Annotated in this window: 12 protein-coding genes; 6 read left to right on the top strand and 6 right to left on the bottom strand. The window is 50.0% G+C overall.

Translation table 11 applies throughout. The features are described 5' to 3' along the window. The first annotated feature begins 114 nt into the window (after positions 1-114). The 3 genes from DS731_RS12105 (at position 115) to DS731_RS12095 (ending at position 2,961) form a co-directional block, all read left to right on the top strand. On the top strand, positions 115-1,098 hold the full coding sequence (locus DS731_RS12105; protein WP_119501570.1) for a nucleoside hydrolase: 984 nt from the start codon (positions 115-117) through the stop codon (positions 1,096-1,098). Between the two features lie 41 nt (positions 1,099-1,139). Then, a complete protein-coding gene (locus tag DS731_RS12100) occupies positions 1,140-1,673 on the top strand; it encodes an SRPBCC family protein (protein ID WP_119501569.1) in 534 nt (177 codons plus the stop codon). A 79-nt stretch (positions 1,674-1,752) separates the two neighbouring features. Next, complete coding sequence (locus DS731_RS12095; protein ID WP_119501568.1) at positions 1,753-2,961, top strand: MFS transporter; 1,209 nt, start codon at positions 1,753-1,755, stop codon at positions 2,959-2,961. A 1-nt stretch (position 2,962) separates the two neighbouring features. On the opposite strand, the gene DS731_RS12090 is transcribed toward DS731_RS12095, so the two are convergent. From DS731_RS12090 to DS731_RS12065, 6 genes are read right to left on the bottom strand one after another with little or no spacing between them, the layout of a single operon-like run. Next, positions 2,963-3,880, bottom strand: coding sequence for a hydroxymethylglutaryl-CoA lyase (locus DS731_RS12090; RefSeq protein WP_119501567.1), 918 nt, complete (start codon positions 3,878-3,880; stop codon positions 2,963-2,965). Then, positions 3,870-5,852 (bottom strand): acetyl/propionyl/methylcrotonyl-CoA carboxylase subunit alpha, encoded by a 1,983-nt coding sequence (locus DS731_RS12085; RefSeq protein WP_119501566.1) that lies wholly within the window; start codon positions 5,850-5,852, stop codon positions 3,870-3,872. The genes DS731_RS12090 and DS731_RS12085 overlap by 11 nt, the downstream gene beginning before the upstream one ends. Further along, entirely contained in the window at positions 5,845-6,651 is an 807-nt protein-coding gene (locus DS731_RS12080; RefSeq protein ID WP_119501565.1) for an enoyl-CoA hydratase/isomerase family protein, read from the bottom strand. Before DS731_RS12080 ends, DS731_RS12085 begins: the two co-directional genes overlap by 8 nt. A 12-nt stretch (positions 6,652-6,663) precedes the next feature. Continuing rightward, positions 6,664-8,271 (bottom strand): carboxyl transferase domain-containing protein, encoded by a 1,608-nt coding sequence (locus DS731_RS12075; RefSeq protein WP_119501564.1) that lies wholly within the window; start codon positions 8,269-8,271, stop codon positions 6,664-6,666. A gap of 13 nt (positions 8,272-8,284) precedes the next feature. Then, positions 8,285-9,454 carry an isovaleryl-CoA dehydrogenase gene (locus DS731_RS12070; RefSeq protein WP_119501563.1) on the bottom strand — a complete coding sequence of 390 codons (1,170 nt, stop codon included), beginning with the start codon at positions 9,452-9,454 and terminating at the stop codon, positions 8,285-8,287. Then, positions 9,451-9,858 carry a MerR family transcriptional regulator gene (locus tag DS731_RS12065; RefSeq protein ID WP_119501562.1) on the bottom strand — a complete coding sequence of 136 codons (408 nt, stop codon included), beginning with the start codon at positions 9,856-9,858 and terminating at the stop codon, positions 9,451-9,453. The genes DS731_RS12070 and DS731_RS12065 overlap by 4 nt, the downstream gene beginning before the upstream one ends. 239 nt (positions 9,859-10,097) lie before the next feature. Between DS731_RS12065 and DS731_RS12060 the strand changes: the two genes are divergently transcribed. The 3 genes from DS731_RS12060 to DS731_RS12050 all read left to right on the top strand — a co-directional run bounded on the left by DS731_RS12060 (position 10,098) and on the right by DS731_RS12050 (position 15,418). After that, positions 10,098-11,273: a thiolase family protein gene (locus tag DS731_RS12060; protein WP_119501561.1), complete on the top strand. Its 1,176-nt coding sequence runs from the start codon at positions 10,098-10,100 to the stop codon at positions 11,271-11,273. Positions 11,274-11,670: 397 nt separating this feature from the next. After that, on the top strand, positions 11,671-14,823 hold the full coding sequence (locus DS731_RS12055) for a S8 family serine peptidase (RefSeq protein ID WP_119501560.1): 3,153 nt from the start codon (positions 11,671-11,673) through the stop codon (positions 14,821-14,823). A gap of 61 nt (positions 14,824-14,884) precedes the next feature. Continuing rightward, on the top strand, positions 14,885-15,418 hold the full coding sequence (locus tag DS731_RS12050) for a PEP-CTERM sorting domain-containing protein (protein WP_119501559.1): 534 nt from the start codon (positions 14,885-14,887) through the stop codon (positions 15,416-15,418). Positions 15,419-15,619: the final 201 nt, after the last annotated feature.

Here is a 15,619-nt window from a genome sequence, read left to right as displayed (position 1 = left end):
ACGTTACGGCTGTGCCTGAAAGACAAAAGCAAAAAGTAACATTTGGACAACACTGTCACAAATGATTAACTCCATATTACACAAGATAAAATTTAACGCCAGATAAGGATTTTTATGCCGGCTAAATTAACCAGAACCCCGGTGATTTTCGATCACGACGGCGGTATCGACGATTTATTATCTCTGATGCTTTTACTGTCAATGGACCATGTGGATCTGTTGGGCGTGACGATTACCCCGGCAGACTGTTATCCGGATGATGCACTGTTAAGTACCTTAAAGATTTTAACGCTTACCGGTAACGGGCATGTGCCTGTAGCCACCGGCAATATCCCGGGGCCCAATCCGTTTCCCCCTGAATGGCGGGCTCAGCCAAGGGTTTGTCACAGCATGCCTGAAATGCTCCGGACACAGGAAATCACTGATAATGTGCAATTTGTCGCGGCTGATATCTGGATTGAGGAAACATTAAAGCAGGCAGAATCACCGGTAACGGTGCTGATGACAGGGCCGTGTACAAATTTATCTGCAGTTTTGTCCCGTCAGCCAGCTTTAAAACCCGCAATCAAAGAAGTGATTTGGATGGGGGGGGCCATTGATGTGAAGGGGAATGTGGCAATGCACGACCATAACGGTACCGCAGAATGGAATGCCTACTGGGATCCCTGTGCAACCCGTACGTTAATTCAAAGTGGCGTTAATGTGTGTCTGGTTCCCCTTGACGCCACAAATGCGCTCCCGGTTGACCGGGCGTTCCTGATCCAGCTTGCGCAATCACGCACCCCGGTGGCGGATCTGGCAGGGCAGTTCTGGGCCGCAACGGTCACCGCTATCCCGTCTTACGAATTCACCTATTTCCTGTGGGACATACTGGCGACGTCCATCGCAGGATTACCGGAAACGGCATTTTCAAAAACGTCAGGGTATGTTAACGCATCTGTTTCGACCCCTGATGCAGGACGCATTTTCAGATGTGAGAAAAGTGAAGGGCACAAAGTAAACTGGATTGACCGGGTTGACGCAGATGCCGTCAGAAAATATGTCGTTCAGCAATTTTCCGGGACGTTTGACACATTTCCTGCTGCAAATGTTAATTAAGTGTTATATATTTTGAGTGAATATCAACACGGAGATTGAAAATGGCGTGGCTGAAAAAAACGCTGGTGACAATAATAGTGCTCATTTTCGTGCTGACAGGCATCGGGTTTCTGTTACCTTCAGATTATCATGTCGAACGCAAAATCATGATCAATGCCGCGGCTGAAGACATTTATCCCAATGTGGTTAATTTAAAAGCATGGCCCCAGTGGGCAGTGTGGTTTATGCGTGACCCTGCCATGCAGGTTTCGTTCAGCGGCCCTGATCGTGCCATTGGCATGCAAACGGCCTGGCTCAGTGAAACTCAGGGCGACGGTGAGATGGAGATTACCGGTTTGCAACATAACCGCGTGATGACCTACCGGCTCTATTTTCCTGATTACGAAATGGGGTCGACCGGTGAATTTACACTGGAGTCTGTTGAAGGAGGCACGCTGGTCACCTGGAGCGACAGCGGGGATATGGGCATGAACCCGGTAAACAGGTATATGGGATTGATGATGGATGGCATGATCGGACCTGACTTTGAACTGGGGCTCGAAAACCTGAAAACCGTTGTGGAAAATCAGAGTTAGCCTCTAAACCTGAGTATATAAACTGATCCGACAACCGGAAGAATGGCGTTCATGGCGGTCATTACATGCGATATAGTGAATGTTACGACCGCCACGGAGTCTTGCTGCGTTGTACCCGAAAAATAAAATCCTCGTCATCGCCTCACTGGCTGCTAACAAACTGGCGGATTTGCTGATATCCGCTAAAACAACGCTGCCTGCATTACTTTTGTCATTGTCTGCGCCTGTATGGATGATTAGCTGGCTGGTGCCTGTGAGAGAATCCGGTGCTTTACTTCCACAGGCATTCATCGGTGTTTTACTGCGGCGTTATCCTGCAAGGCATCAGGTGTGGCGTTCCGGCATGATTGTGCAGGCGCTTTCAGTGACCGCAATGCTACTCAGTGCGCTGTATCTCGAAGGCGTCGTGGCCGGTTCGGTGGTACTGGGCAGCCTGATTTTATTGAGCCTGGGACGGGCTGCCTGCTCACTGACTATGAAAGACATCCAGGCTGACGTCGCTGATAAAGGAGAGCGGGGCGATTTACTGGGGATAGCTTCCACTGTGTCAGGTGTACTGACACTTTGTCTTGCTGTACCGCTAATTTATTTCAAATCAGCACTGGGACAAACCGTTGTTCTGATGATTATTGCACTGGCTCTTGCCGGGTTTGTCGCAGCGTTGTTCATTCTGTTGCCGGTGAAAACCCGGGTCAGTGTCGAAGACAATCAACAGGACAGCTCCGGTTTTTCTTTTTCTCAGTTTGATAGTGTGGTGTACCGCTTCATCGCAGTCAGAGGCCTCTTTGTACATTCAGCGCTGGTCGCACCGTTTTTTATGCTGGAAGGCGACGCTGACAGTCAGTCGCTGTTACCGTTTTATCTGGCTGCTCAGGCCGCTGCAACCATGCTGTCCTCGCTGGTTTGGGGCAGGGTGGCAGATAAAAGTGCCAGACTCAACCTTCAACTGGCAGGAATACTGGCTGTCCTTGCCTGTGCCGGCCTGCTCATGGTCAGTATTGACAGTCTGTGGTGGCCAGCCTGCTTATTTTTCGTGTTATCCGTTGCCCACACCGGCGTGCGTACAGGCCGGAAAACCTACAGTCTGGATGTGAAGGAGGGGCAGCAACGCACGGAACTGGTGGCCTTCTCGAATACCGCTATTGGTATTATATTGCTGCTATTCGGGGCCACTTATGCTGCACTGGGAGAGGTATTGCCCTTCAGTGTCGTTTACATCATGGCCGGCTTTCTGATTGCCGGTGTGGTGATGACACTGATTTTACCGCAGGAAAAAGCGCCGGACTGAGTCAAAGCGCCGGCTCATCAGAATGTAGTGCTGCTGCCACTTTGCTTTGGGCTTTCCTGTTGATGATAAGGCTTACAGCCCGACTTGCTTTCAGCAATGCGGTCATATCGACGCCGGTATCAATGCCCATGCCATTGAGCATATACAGCACGTCTTCTGTAGCAACATTGCCGCTGGCGCCTTTGGCGTAGGGACATCCCCCCAGCCCCGCAACGGCACTGTCAATGATACTGACACCATGCTGCAGAGCCACAAGTATGTTTGCCAGAGCCTGTCCGTAGGTGTCATGAAAATGCACTGCCAGTTGTGGCAGCGGTACTACCTCTTTAACTGCTTCCAGCATTGCTGCTGTTGCCAGCGGTGTACCGGTTCCGATGGTATCGCCAAGTGATATCTCATCACATCCCATGGCAGTGAGAGCCGAAGCCAGACGCGCTGTGGCAGCTGGGGCAATGTACCCTTCATAAGGACAACCCAGTACACAGGATACATAGCCCCGGACTGTCAACCCCTTTGCCTTCGCTTTGCTGACAACCGGTTCAAATCTGGCAAGACTTTCATCAATGCTACAGTTGATGTTTTTTTGTGAGAAGGATTCTGATGCTGAACCAAAAACAGCTACTTCTTTTACATTTGCCGCCAGTGCCGCTTCCAGCCCCTTTTCGTTGGGTGTCAGTGCACTGTAGGTGACGCCGTTAACTTCAGGAAGTCCGGCAAACACCGCGGCGGTGTCTGCCATTTGCGGAACCCAACGCGGGGAAACAAAACTGCCAGCTTCAAGGCGTCTCAGTCCGGCTTCAGTGAGCATTCCCAGCAATGCTATTTTCTGTTCAGTGGTCACCGGTGCAGACTCATTCTGCAGCCCGTCTCTTATCCCCACCTCAACCAGTGTTACCTTGCGGGGGAGTTCATTCTGCATCAGGGGTAAACTCCAGCAAGACACTGCCGCCGTTAATCATGGTGCCCGGAGAGCAGAAAAGCGTTTCCAGTGTGCCATCGCAGGGCGCTTTGATGCTGTGCTCCATTTTCATTGCTTCCATGATGACCAGAACGGTATCTTTTTTTACTTTGGTGCCGGCTTCAACAGGGCAGGCGACAATCGTGCCGTTCATCGGTGCAGTGAAGGTGTTTTCTGTACCGCTTCCTTCATCAGAGCCCTTATCCGGTTTGATTTCGTTAAAAGTCAGGCAGCCTTGTTGCGTGAAAATCGTGCGGGTTTCTCCGTCCTCAGAAACGCGTATGGTTTGTAAATGATCGTTAATGTTTAACTGTAACGTGTCTTTCAGCCATTTACCGTTTGCACGCAGTGCGTTGCCATCAATGGTAATCAGCCAGTCGTCGCTTTCCTGTTCAGGCCAGCGGATGTCCACCGCGAAGTTGTCTGTTCCGGCAATAGCCAGTTGCAGTGTTTTCTGATAGATTCCGTTCATCCGCCATGATGAGGGTGTTTCCCATGGAGATGTAACGGTGGTCTCTTCCCGTGGCAATATGCAGATCAGTGCCATCATTGCCAATTGTTCGTCACTTACTTTTTTGCTTTGCCGCAACGACGCAGTGTGTTTGTCGATGAAAGTGGTTGTCAAATTGGCTGCGATAAACTCCGGGTGAGTGGCCAGCCTGTGCAGATAATCCACATTGGTGGTTACTCCGGCAATATGATATTGCCGTAAGGCTGTCGCCAGGCGTCTGAGTGCCTGTTCCCGGTTTTCATCCCACACAATCAATTTTGCGATCATCGGGTCGTAAAACACGGAGACTTCATCACCGCACCGGACACCGGTATCCACCCTGACATAACGGGAGGATTGCGGCGGAGTATGATCTTTGAGGATGCCGGTTTCCGGTAAAAAGCCGTTATCCGGATCTTCAGCGTAGAGACGGGCTTCAAAAGCATGGCCGTTTATCGTAAGTTCCTGCTGTTTTTTCGGCAGTACTTCACCTTGTGCGACCTTGATTTGCCATTCCACCAGATCTTCACCGGTGATCATTTCCGTCACAGGGTGTTCAACCTGCAAACGGGTGTTCATCTCCATGAAATAAAAACTGTCATCTTCATCAAGGAGAAACTCCACTGTGCCGGCACCTTCATAAGCAATGGCTCTGGCTGCCTGCAGTGCCGCTTCACCCATCTGAGAGCGCAGTGCTTCCGTCATGCCGGGAGCGGGGGCTTCTTCAATGATTTTCTGATGACGGCGCTGTAAGGAACAGTCACGCTCGAACAGGTAAACACCATTGCCGTGCTGATCGCAAAACACCTGGAACTCCACGTGACGGGGGCGGGTGAGGTATTTTTCCACCAGCATAATATCGTCACTGAAGCTGGCCATAGCCTCCCGTCTGGCAGCACTCAGAGCGTCAGTGAATTCTTCATCTTTCCAGACCTGCCGCATGCCCTTACCGCCACCACCGGCTGCGGCTTTCAATAATACCGGATAGCCCATTTCTCTGGCAGCCTGAAGTAATACTCCATCCGCCTGGTCATCACCGTGATAGCCCGGGACAAGCGGAACACCGGCTTTTTCCATAATGGATTTGGCCGCTGATTTTGAACCCATCGCACGGATGGCCTCAGGCGGCGGACCAACGAAAATAATATTGTTGGCACGGCAGCTTTCGGCAAATGCTGCGTTTTCAGATAAAAAGCCGTAACCGGGATGGATGGCATCTGCACCGGTTTTCAGTGCAGTATCAATAATGACATCACCACGAAGGTAACTGTCTTTTGACGGGGCTTCGCCTATTTTTACCGCTTCATCAGCCATCGCAACATGCATTGCGTTTTCGTCGGCAGAGGAATAAACCGCCACCGTTGCTATGCCAAGTTTCTTAGCCGAGCGGATAACACGGCAAGCAATTTCACCGCGATTAGCAATCAGAAGTTTATTAATCATTACTGCTCTCCTGCCACTGCGCCGGGCGCTTTTCCAAAAAAGCGGTTAACCCTTCCTGGCCTTCATCAGATACGCGGATATCCGCGATTTCCTGACTGGTTTCCTGCATCAGGTTTTCGTCCACCGGGCGGAATGCCACATTGCGCACCAGCGCTTTTGCTCTGGCCATGGCCACGGGACCATTTTTAAGCAATTGAGAAACGAGAGTTTCTACCGTGTCATCCAGTTCGTCTTCGGTGACCACTTCACTGAGCAGGCCCAGTCGTCTGGCACGGCGGGCTGAAAATACTTCTGCGGTCTGGAAATATCGGCGACACACACGGGCACCCATCGCTTCAATGACATAAGGGCTGATGGTGGCGGGTATAAGACCAATCCGGACCTCACTTAAGCAAAATTTGCTGAGTTTGGTACCCACGGCCATATCACAACAGGCAATCAGACCTATTGCGCCACCGAAGGCTGCACCCTGAACTCTGGCAATAACCGGTTTTGGCAGGGTATTCAGTTTGTTGAGCAAAGTGGCAAGGGCGAAAGCATCCTGCTGATTTTCCTCCACAGAATAACCAGCCATTTTTTTCATCCAGCCGGCATCTGCACCGGCACTGAAAGATTTACCTTCAGCCCGCAGGATCAAAACACGAAGGTGATTGTCCTGAGCGGCGGTGTCTAAGTAATGAGATAACGCTGCAATAATGGTGTCATCAAACGCATTGTGCTTTTCCGGCCGGTTCAGTGTAATGCTGGCAACGCCGCGCTCATCAATATGGTACGTCACGAAATCGGTTACAGGTTCCATGATCCGGACTCCTTACATGCGGAACACGCCGAAGCGTGTTTCTTCAACGGGTTTATTCAGGGCGACTTTCAAACTCATTCCCAACACTTTGCGGGTATCGGCAGGGTCAATCACACCGTCATCCCACAGGCGCGCGGAAGCATAGTAGGGGTGTCCCTGCTTTTCATAAGTATCGATAACCGGTTGCTTAAAGGCCTGCTCTTCATCGTCAGTCCAGCTTTCGTTATTACTTTCTTTCTGGTCACGTTTCACCTGAGCCAGTACGCCTGCAGCCTGTTCACCGCCCATCACTGAGATTCGGGCATTCGGCCACATAAATAAAAAGCGCGGGTCATAAGCGCGTCCACACATGCCGTAATTGCCGGCGCCGAACGAGCCACCAATGAGAACAGTGATTTTCGGCACTTTGGCGCATGCTACTGCGGTGACCATTTTCGCCCCGTGTTTGGCAATGCCGCCAGCTTCGTATTGTTTACCCACCATGAAACCGGTGATGTTCTGCAGGAAGATAAGCGGAGTCTTGCGTGTTGCACATAACTGCACAAAGTGCGCGCCTTTCAGCGCACTTTCGCCGAACAGAATGCCATTATTGGCGACAATACCCACTTCCATACCGAAAATGCTGGCAAAGCCGCAAACCAGTGTTGTGCCGTAGAGGGGTTTGAATTCATCAAACTCAGAGCCGTCTGTGATCCTGGCTATTATCTCTCTGACATCATAGGTTTTCCGCGAGCCTTCCGGCACGATGCCGTAGATGTCTGATGCCGGATAGCGTGGCTCTTCCCAGTGTTGTTCTGCCACCTGATACCGGTTTTGCCGGTTCAGTCTACCGACAGCATTGCGTGCCAGCTCCAGTGCATGATGATCGTTATTAGCGAGCTGGTCGGCAACGCCTGAAGTACGGGTATGCACATCGCCACCGCCCAGTTCTTCAGCACTGACCACTTCACCGGTTGCTGCTTTTACCAGCGGAGGACCGCCGAGAAAAATGGTGCCCTGTTCGCGTACAATAATACTTTCATCGGCCATAGCCGGTACGTACGCACCACCGGCGGTACAGGAGCCCATTACCACGGCGATTTGCGGAATATTTTGCGCTGACATATTGGCCTGATTAAAGAAGATCCGGCCAAAGTGTTCGCGGTCGGGAAATACTTCATCCTGACGGGGCAGGTTAGCGCCACCGGAATCTACCAGATAAATACAGGGCAAATGATTTTCTTCCGCGATGGTTTGCGCCCGTAAGTGTTTTTTGACTGTGAGCGGGTAATAGGTACCGCCCTTCACAGTGGCATCATTAGCAACAATCATGCACTCCAGGCCGGCTACGCGCCCGATCCCGGCGACTACGCCGGCGCAGGGTACGTAATCGTCGTATACCTCCCAGGCTGCAAACTGTCCGATTTCCAGAAACGGAGAGCCTTCATCCAGAAGAACGTTTATACGTTCACGGGCCAGTAGTTTCCCCCTGGCATGGTGTTTTTCCACGGCTTTTTCGCCGCCGCCCTGAGAAATCTGAGCGACTTTGGCTTTAAGATCGTCTGTCAGCCGGCGCATACAGGCGGCATTATCTTTAAATTCTGCCGATGCAGGATTTACAGTAGTATGCAGAACGGGCATAACCCCTCCTTACTTATTCAGATTCTTTGAACAGTTCGCGGCCGATGAGCATCCGGCGGATTTCAGAGGTACCTGCGCCAATCTCATAAAGTTTCGCGTCGCGGAGTAAACGTCCCGTAGGGTACTCATTGATATAGCCGTTGCCACCCAGCAACTGGATGGCGTCCAGCGCCATACGGGTAGCCAGTTCCGCCGAGTACAAAATGGCGCCGGCAGCATCTTTTCGTGTGGTTTCCCCGCGATCGCAGGATTTAGCAACGGTGTACACGTAGGCCCTCGCGGCGTTCATCTGTGTGTACATGTCGGCAATTTTGCCCTGTACAAGCTGGAATTCACCGATTGACTGACCAAACTGCTTCCGGTCATGAATATAGGGTACGACGATGTCCATACAAGCCTGCATAATACCCAGCGGACCACCGGACAGAACAAGGCGCTCATAATCCAGTCCGCTCATTAAAATACGGACGCCTTCGCCTTCTTTGCCCATCAGGTTTTCTGCCGGTACTTCACAGTCTTCAAACACCAGTTCACAGGTATCGGAAGAGCGCATACCCAGCTTGTCGAGTTTTTGGGCACGGCTGAATCCCGGGAAGTCACGTTCAACAATGAACGCTGTAATGCCCTTGTGGCCAGCCTGTGTGTCAGTCTTTGCATAGATAACAAAGGTGTGGGCATCAGGACCATTTGTGATCCACATTTTATTGCCGTTGAGGATGTATTTGTCGCCACGCTTTTCGGCTTTCAACTTCATGGATACCACATCAGAACCGGCACCGGGCTCACTCATCGCCAGTGCACCAATACGCTCGCCGCTCACCAGAGCCGGCAAGTATTTTTCTTTCTGTGCCCCGGAGCCGTTACGGAAAATCTGGTTTACGCATAAATTCGAGTGTGCCCCGTAACTTAAACCAATTCCGGCTGAAGCGCGGCTGATTTCTTCCATAGCGACAGTGTGTGCAAGATAGCCCATGTTGGCGCCGCCAAAGCTTTCATCTACTGTGACACCCAGTAACCCCATGTCACCAAATTTTGTCCATAACTGATTGGGAAAACGGCTTACTTCATCCGATTCTGTCGCCAGCGGTGCAATCTCCTGCTGAGCAAACTGATGCACATGTTCTCTGAGCATGTCGATTTCTTCGCCCAGACCAAAATTCAATGTGGGGTAGGGTGTTATCATCTGTCGTGTCCTCGTTTTAATTCTGCCAGCTCTTCACGGCAGCGTGCTTCAACTTCATCAAGTTCACCCATCAGCATCTGAATGTCTTCGAGTTGCTGACGAAGTACCGCACGCTTTTGTTCCGTCATGCTGAGCATCGTTTCCAGCTGGATGGCTGAATCCGGATTTGTGTCGTAAAGTTCGAAAAGGTTGTTCACTTCCGCCAGCGAGAAGCCCAACCTCTTACCACGTAAAATTAGCTTTAACCTCACCCTGTCTTTGTTATTGTAGATGCGGTTCTGCCCGGTTCTTGAAGGTGTAATAAGTCCTTGTTCTTCATAGAAACGGATGGATCTGGGTGTTATATCAAACTCCTTTGCCAGTTCTCCGATGGTAAAAGTTTGCTCTTCTTTGCTGTTTGTCATGACTGTGCCTTGTCGGTGTCGTTAACCTGTATGCCCGGCCCGTAACAGGCATGACGACTGAGAAACTGTCTTAATACAGGTTTACGTTAACGTAAATTGTAGTTAACGTTAAGGTAAAGTAAGAAAAATGTAACGTCAATAAGTGCAAAGTTTCTGTTACGTTTTCCGGTGATATATGATGTACTGAATATAATTTGTGCAGTACCTGAACTTCCTAAAATAAGTGAGGCAATACAACTATGAGCAATGAAGCGGTAGTAATTGTGGCAGCAAAACGTACCCCTATGGGTGGATTCAATGGCAGTTTGTCTTCTGTGCCATCGACGGAGCTGGGTGCTGAAGCGATTAAGTCAATTTGTACTGATGTGGATGTAAGTCAGATTGATGAAGTCATTATGGGCTGTGTATTACCTGCCGGTCTGGGTCAGGCGCCGGCCAGACAAGCTGCATTGAAAGCAGGCCTGCCTTTATCTGCCGGTGCAATTACCCTCAATAAAGTGTGCGGATCCGGACTCAAAGCCGTGATGCTGGCCCACGATCTGATCAAAGCAGGCAGCGCAGAAGTCGTCGTAGCGGGTGGCATGGAAAGTATGAGTAATGCACCGTATTTGTTGCCAAAAGCTCGCACAGGTTACCGTATGGGTCATGGTCAGGTACTTGATCATATGATGCTGGACGGACTTGAGAATGCCTATGATGGTAAAGCCATGGGGTGCTTTGCGCAGGATACCGCTGACAGTGAAGGACTGACCCGTGGTCAGATGGATGAATACGCGTTAACTTCACTTTCCCGTGCGAACGAAGCTATCAACACCGGTGCGTTTGCCAATGAAATTTCTGCTATTACCATTTCTACCCGTAAGGGCGATGTGGTGGTTGATACTGACGAAGGACCGGGTTCAGCCCGTCCTGATAAGATTCCGTCATTACGTCCTGCATTCAAAAAGGACGGTACGGTAACAGCGGCAAACTCCAGCTCAATTTCCGATGGTGCTGCAGCCCTGCTGGTGATGTCTGAATCGAAAGCAGCGTCACTTGGCCTGACGCCACTGGCTAAAGTGGTGGCGCACGCTACCGATGCCATTGAACCGGAAAACTTCACTGTTGCTCCTGTAGGTGCAATGGAAAAAGTGCTCGATAAGGCCGGGTGGTCTAAAGAAGACGTCGATCTTTGGGAAATCAATGAAGCGTTTGCCATGGTAACCATGCTGGCCATTCAAAAGCTGGGTCTGGATGCAGAGAAGGTGAATATTAATGGTGGTGCCTGTGCGTTAGGTCACCCTATTGGTGCATCCGGTGCTCGTATTCTGGTGACGCTTATCCACGCACTGGCTAACAAAGGAGCGAAGAAAGGTATTGCTTCTTTATGTATCGGTGGTGGCGAAGGTGTAGCCCTTGCCGTTGAAATGTGCTGATGGTTGCGTACCTTAGTTACTGAATATAAAGGCAGTGCAGTCATGTACTGCCTTTTTTTATCTCTATGATTTGATTAATAAATAACCTTTTCAGCGTCAAGAAAATTTACAAATTAGCAACAGGTTATATATTCCTGCTTGATATATCTTATAAAGATCAGGAAGATAGAACACGTGGTGTGAATTTTGTATAAATATCAGACCTCCGATGACAAGGAAGAAGTAAATAAACATCGGGGAATAATAATAAATGCAGTAAATCCAGAAAGCGGGTTCCACGTTTGTAAATGCGTTAACGCAGATTCAGGCAGGAATAATTCCCGATGCGGTAAAACTGATGTTTTATCTCCTGAAGGAAGCCGCAAAACAAAAAAAGTGTCAATGGGAGACGCAATAAATGACATTTAAGAAAAAACTATTGGGAACAATGGTTTCTATGGCTGTTACCGCGGGTATGACTACCACAGTAACTGCTCAGCAGATTCCAGCCCAGGACCTGACGAAGTTTTCTGTTTCAGGAAACCAAGCTAATGTCAAAAAGGGTTCCGGTGTTTACATCATCCAGATGAAGCAGGCACCAGGTATCACCTACGCAGAGGAAATCGGGGAGCTCATCCCAAATAAACAACACGTCGCATCGAGGGGTAACCAATACGCCTCAGACACCAAACAAATCCGCAATTACACCAGCAAATTGAAACGCAACCAGCGCGCCGCAGCAGCAGCCGTAGGTAACGTTAAAATCATCCATAACTACGTTCACAGCTTCAACGGATTTTCAGCAAAGTTAACGCCTGCCCAGGCAAAAGCATTACGCGCTAATCCTGAAGTCGCCAGCGTCTGGGAAGACCAGATGGTGAAAGTAGACACGGCTAATACTCCTGAGTTCCTCGGCCTTACCGGCGCGGGTGGACAGCATACTCTGGGTATTAAAGGTGAAGATGTGATTGTCGGTATTCTTGACACGGGTATTACACCGGAAAACCCAAGTTTTGCTGATGACGGCTCTTACTCCGATCCGGCTGACATCGGTTGGCAGGGTGCCTGTGATACCGGTGAAGAAGCACAGGCAGGCACATTTGCCTGTAACAACAAACTTATCGGTGCACGTTTCTTCCCTGAGACTTTCCAGTCTGTTTATGACATTCAAACAGAGTTAGGTGAATTTATGTCTCCCCGTGACGCAGATGGTCACGGTAGTCACACAGCCAGCACTGCTGCCGGTAACGAAGGCGTGTCTGCTGTTATGAACGGCACTGAAATTGGCGTAATGTCCGGTATCGCGCCGCGTGCCCGTGTTGCCATGTATAAAGTGTGCTGGAACTCTGACTACGTTAACCCGCAAGGCGGTGACGAAGCCGGCTGTTTCTACGGCGATAGTATGGCTGCAATTGAACAGGCTATTGTTGATGGTGTGGATGTACTCAACTATTCCATCGGTGGCAGTCTGACTGACCTGACCGTGCCGTCTACTGCAGCCATGTTACGTGCGGCACAGGCTGGTGTATTTGTTTCAGTTTCAGCCGGTAACTCTGGCCCTGCAGCATCTACCACCGGCACACCTGCTCCCTGGGTAACCACAGTAGGCGCCTCGACTTATGACGGTACAACTGTTGTAAATGGTCTTGAAGTCACCCAGTTCGATGAAACCAGTACAGTTGCGTTTACCGAAGGTTCAATTACAAAACCACTGAGTGAAACAGGTCCTGTGACCGGTTCACTGGTTGTAGCTGAACCACTGCTGGCCTGTTTTGACGGTGCAGCATCTACGCCACTTGATAACGCTGCTGATATTTCAGGAAACATTGCGTTAATTCAGCGTGGTTCCTGTGCGTTTTCGCAAAAAGTTAGCCGTGCACTGGATTCAGGTGCGACTGCTGTCGTGGTTTATGACAATGGTGGCGGTGTTACCGTAATGGGCGGCGATTTTGTCGGCGGCATCCCCGGCGGTATGGTTACTGAAGCTGTGGGCAGCATGCTGAACTCTTCAGCGGTTGAAGGCGGCAATGTGACCGTGACAATGAGTGCCGGTACCTACGTTGAACAACAGGAAACAGGCAATATCATGGCTGATTTCTCAAGCCGTGGTCCGAATGCCTCTACACTGGATGTAATTAAGCCGGATATCACTGCTCCGGGTGTTCGCATCCTGGCAGCAACCTCTGACACGCCAATGTTCGGCGAGCAGGGCAAGCAAGTGGCTTACTTAAGTGGTACGTCAATGTCTTCCCCGCATATTGCCGGTATGGCTGCACTGCTTATCGATCAGCACCCTGACTGGACTCCTGCTCAGGTTAAATCTGCACTAATGACTACTGCGTATCAGGATGTCACCAAGGAAGACGGCAGCACACCGGCTGATCCGTTTGATTTTGGTGCTGGTCATGCTGCACCGGTTTCTGCTATGGAACCCGGCTTAACCTTTGATGCTTCTTTCTTCGATTACATGGGCTTTATGTGTGGTCTGGACGAAGAATCATTTGTTATCAGCGAGTCAGGCTACGATTGTGCCACTTATGAGGCCAATTACTTCCCGACTGATCCAAGCCAGCTGAACTATCCGTCAATTGCTATCGGTGAATTGTCCGGTGCTGAAACTATCTACCGTTATGTTTCTGACGTAACTGGTGCAGACAGTACTTACACCATTTCAATTGAAGGTCTGGATTCACTGGATGTTTCTGTTCAGGGTTATAACAGCGACCTCACGCCGGTTCAGGGCGGTGTGGTTGAAGTGACAGCAAACGGCACCTCAGCTTTTGCACTGACAGTAGCGAAAACAGAAGAAACTGTTCTTGATGAATGGATCTTCGGTGCTGTAGTACTTGAAGGTGATAACGGTAAAGTTGTTCGCAGCCCGGTAGCAATTATGCCGGCAGCGGATGAGAACATTTCTGCACCTGAAAGCGTTTCTGTCGGTCTGAACTCCCGTGGCCGTGGTTTCTTCTCAGTGGGTATGAACTATACCGGTCGTGCAAGTATCGACTACGCAAGTCTGGTTGCACCTGAAGTGGTTACAAGCACCGTTGAGCAGGATCCTGACAGTTCGTTCGCATTCAACGAGGACGGTTTGTCTACTACCTTGTTCCACATTCCTGAAGGGACCACCATGGCCCGTTTCAGCTTACGTGATGAACTGGTAGAACAAAGCGGTACTGACCTTGACCTTTACGTTTACCGCTGTGAAGGCTGGTTATGTACACAGGTTGGTGTATCTGCATTCGGTGGTTCTGATGAAGATGTTGTTCTGATGAATCCTGAGCCGGCAGCCAATGTGGGCGTTGGTGATGTTTATATCGTTTGGGTTCACGGTTGGGATCTGAATGGCGCAACGGAAACTGACTTCCAGATGCCTGTATGGGTAGCCGGTGGTAAAGACAGCAGCAGCCGTTTCAGCATGTCATCCCGTGCAGTTGACGGACGCCTTAATGACGTTCGTATCATTACCCGCGGTCTTGCGTCAGGCGTACCTTACATGGGTACCGTGACGTTCTTCGATGGTGATGGCCAGGAACAGGGCACCACGATCGTTGAAGCTGTAAAACAATAATCAGAGGAAACGGGTACAGTGATTTTCACTGTACCCACACATTAAAAAAGGCAGAAGTAACATGAAAAAACTAAAAGCACTCTTTAGCGCAGCCGTTCTGGCTTGTTGTTCAATGATGTTTGCAGCGCAAAGTCAGGCTGCAATTATCTCTCAGTCTGTATATGTTGGTGGTCTTGAAATTATCTCTTATGACCTCGAACTGGATAACAGCCTGATCAATTCAGGCATGGGTGCAATCAGCACTTATGATGGCCTGGCGTTTAACCTGGTTGATTTCTATATCCCTCTGGCAGACGGCTGGAACCCGGTTATGAACGATTTCGAAGCTGTTATCGATGTAGATAACATCTTCGCGGGCGTTGAATTTTTATACGTAGATGCAGAGGATGATTTCCCCTGGTACTACAGCGTTTTTTACGATGCATTTTCTACAAATAGTAATTACGTAGCTATCTTCTTTGCCGGCGATTATCAGTTAGAAGCATTTGAAGATGACGTAATGGTTGTTAACTCAGTAAGTCTGTCTGAACCTTCAGTGCTGGCACTGTTTGCTCTGGCATTCGGTGGCATGATGGTGCGCCGTCGTCGCGCGTAAGCAGTTTACCACTACGATTGAGGCCTTCCCGATGAAGGCCTTTTTTTATTACTCATGAAACTTCTCCACTTTATCTGCTCAGTCCGTTAAGCATGTCGGTCCGGCGCAACCGTTGCATCACTTGTATATGCCGGGAGATACTATGATCTTTGTTCCGGCACTTTCCTTATTAAGAATAAGTCGTTAACCTGTACCCGTTGG

It is taken from the genome of Alteromonas sp. RKMC-009 (genome assembly GCF_003584565.2).
Classification (GTDB): domain Bacteria; phylum Pseudomonadota; class Gammaproteobacteria; order Enterobacterales; family Alteromonadaceae; genus Alteromonas.
This window is presented reverse-complemented; position numbering and strand designations above follow the sequence as displayed.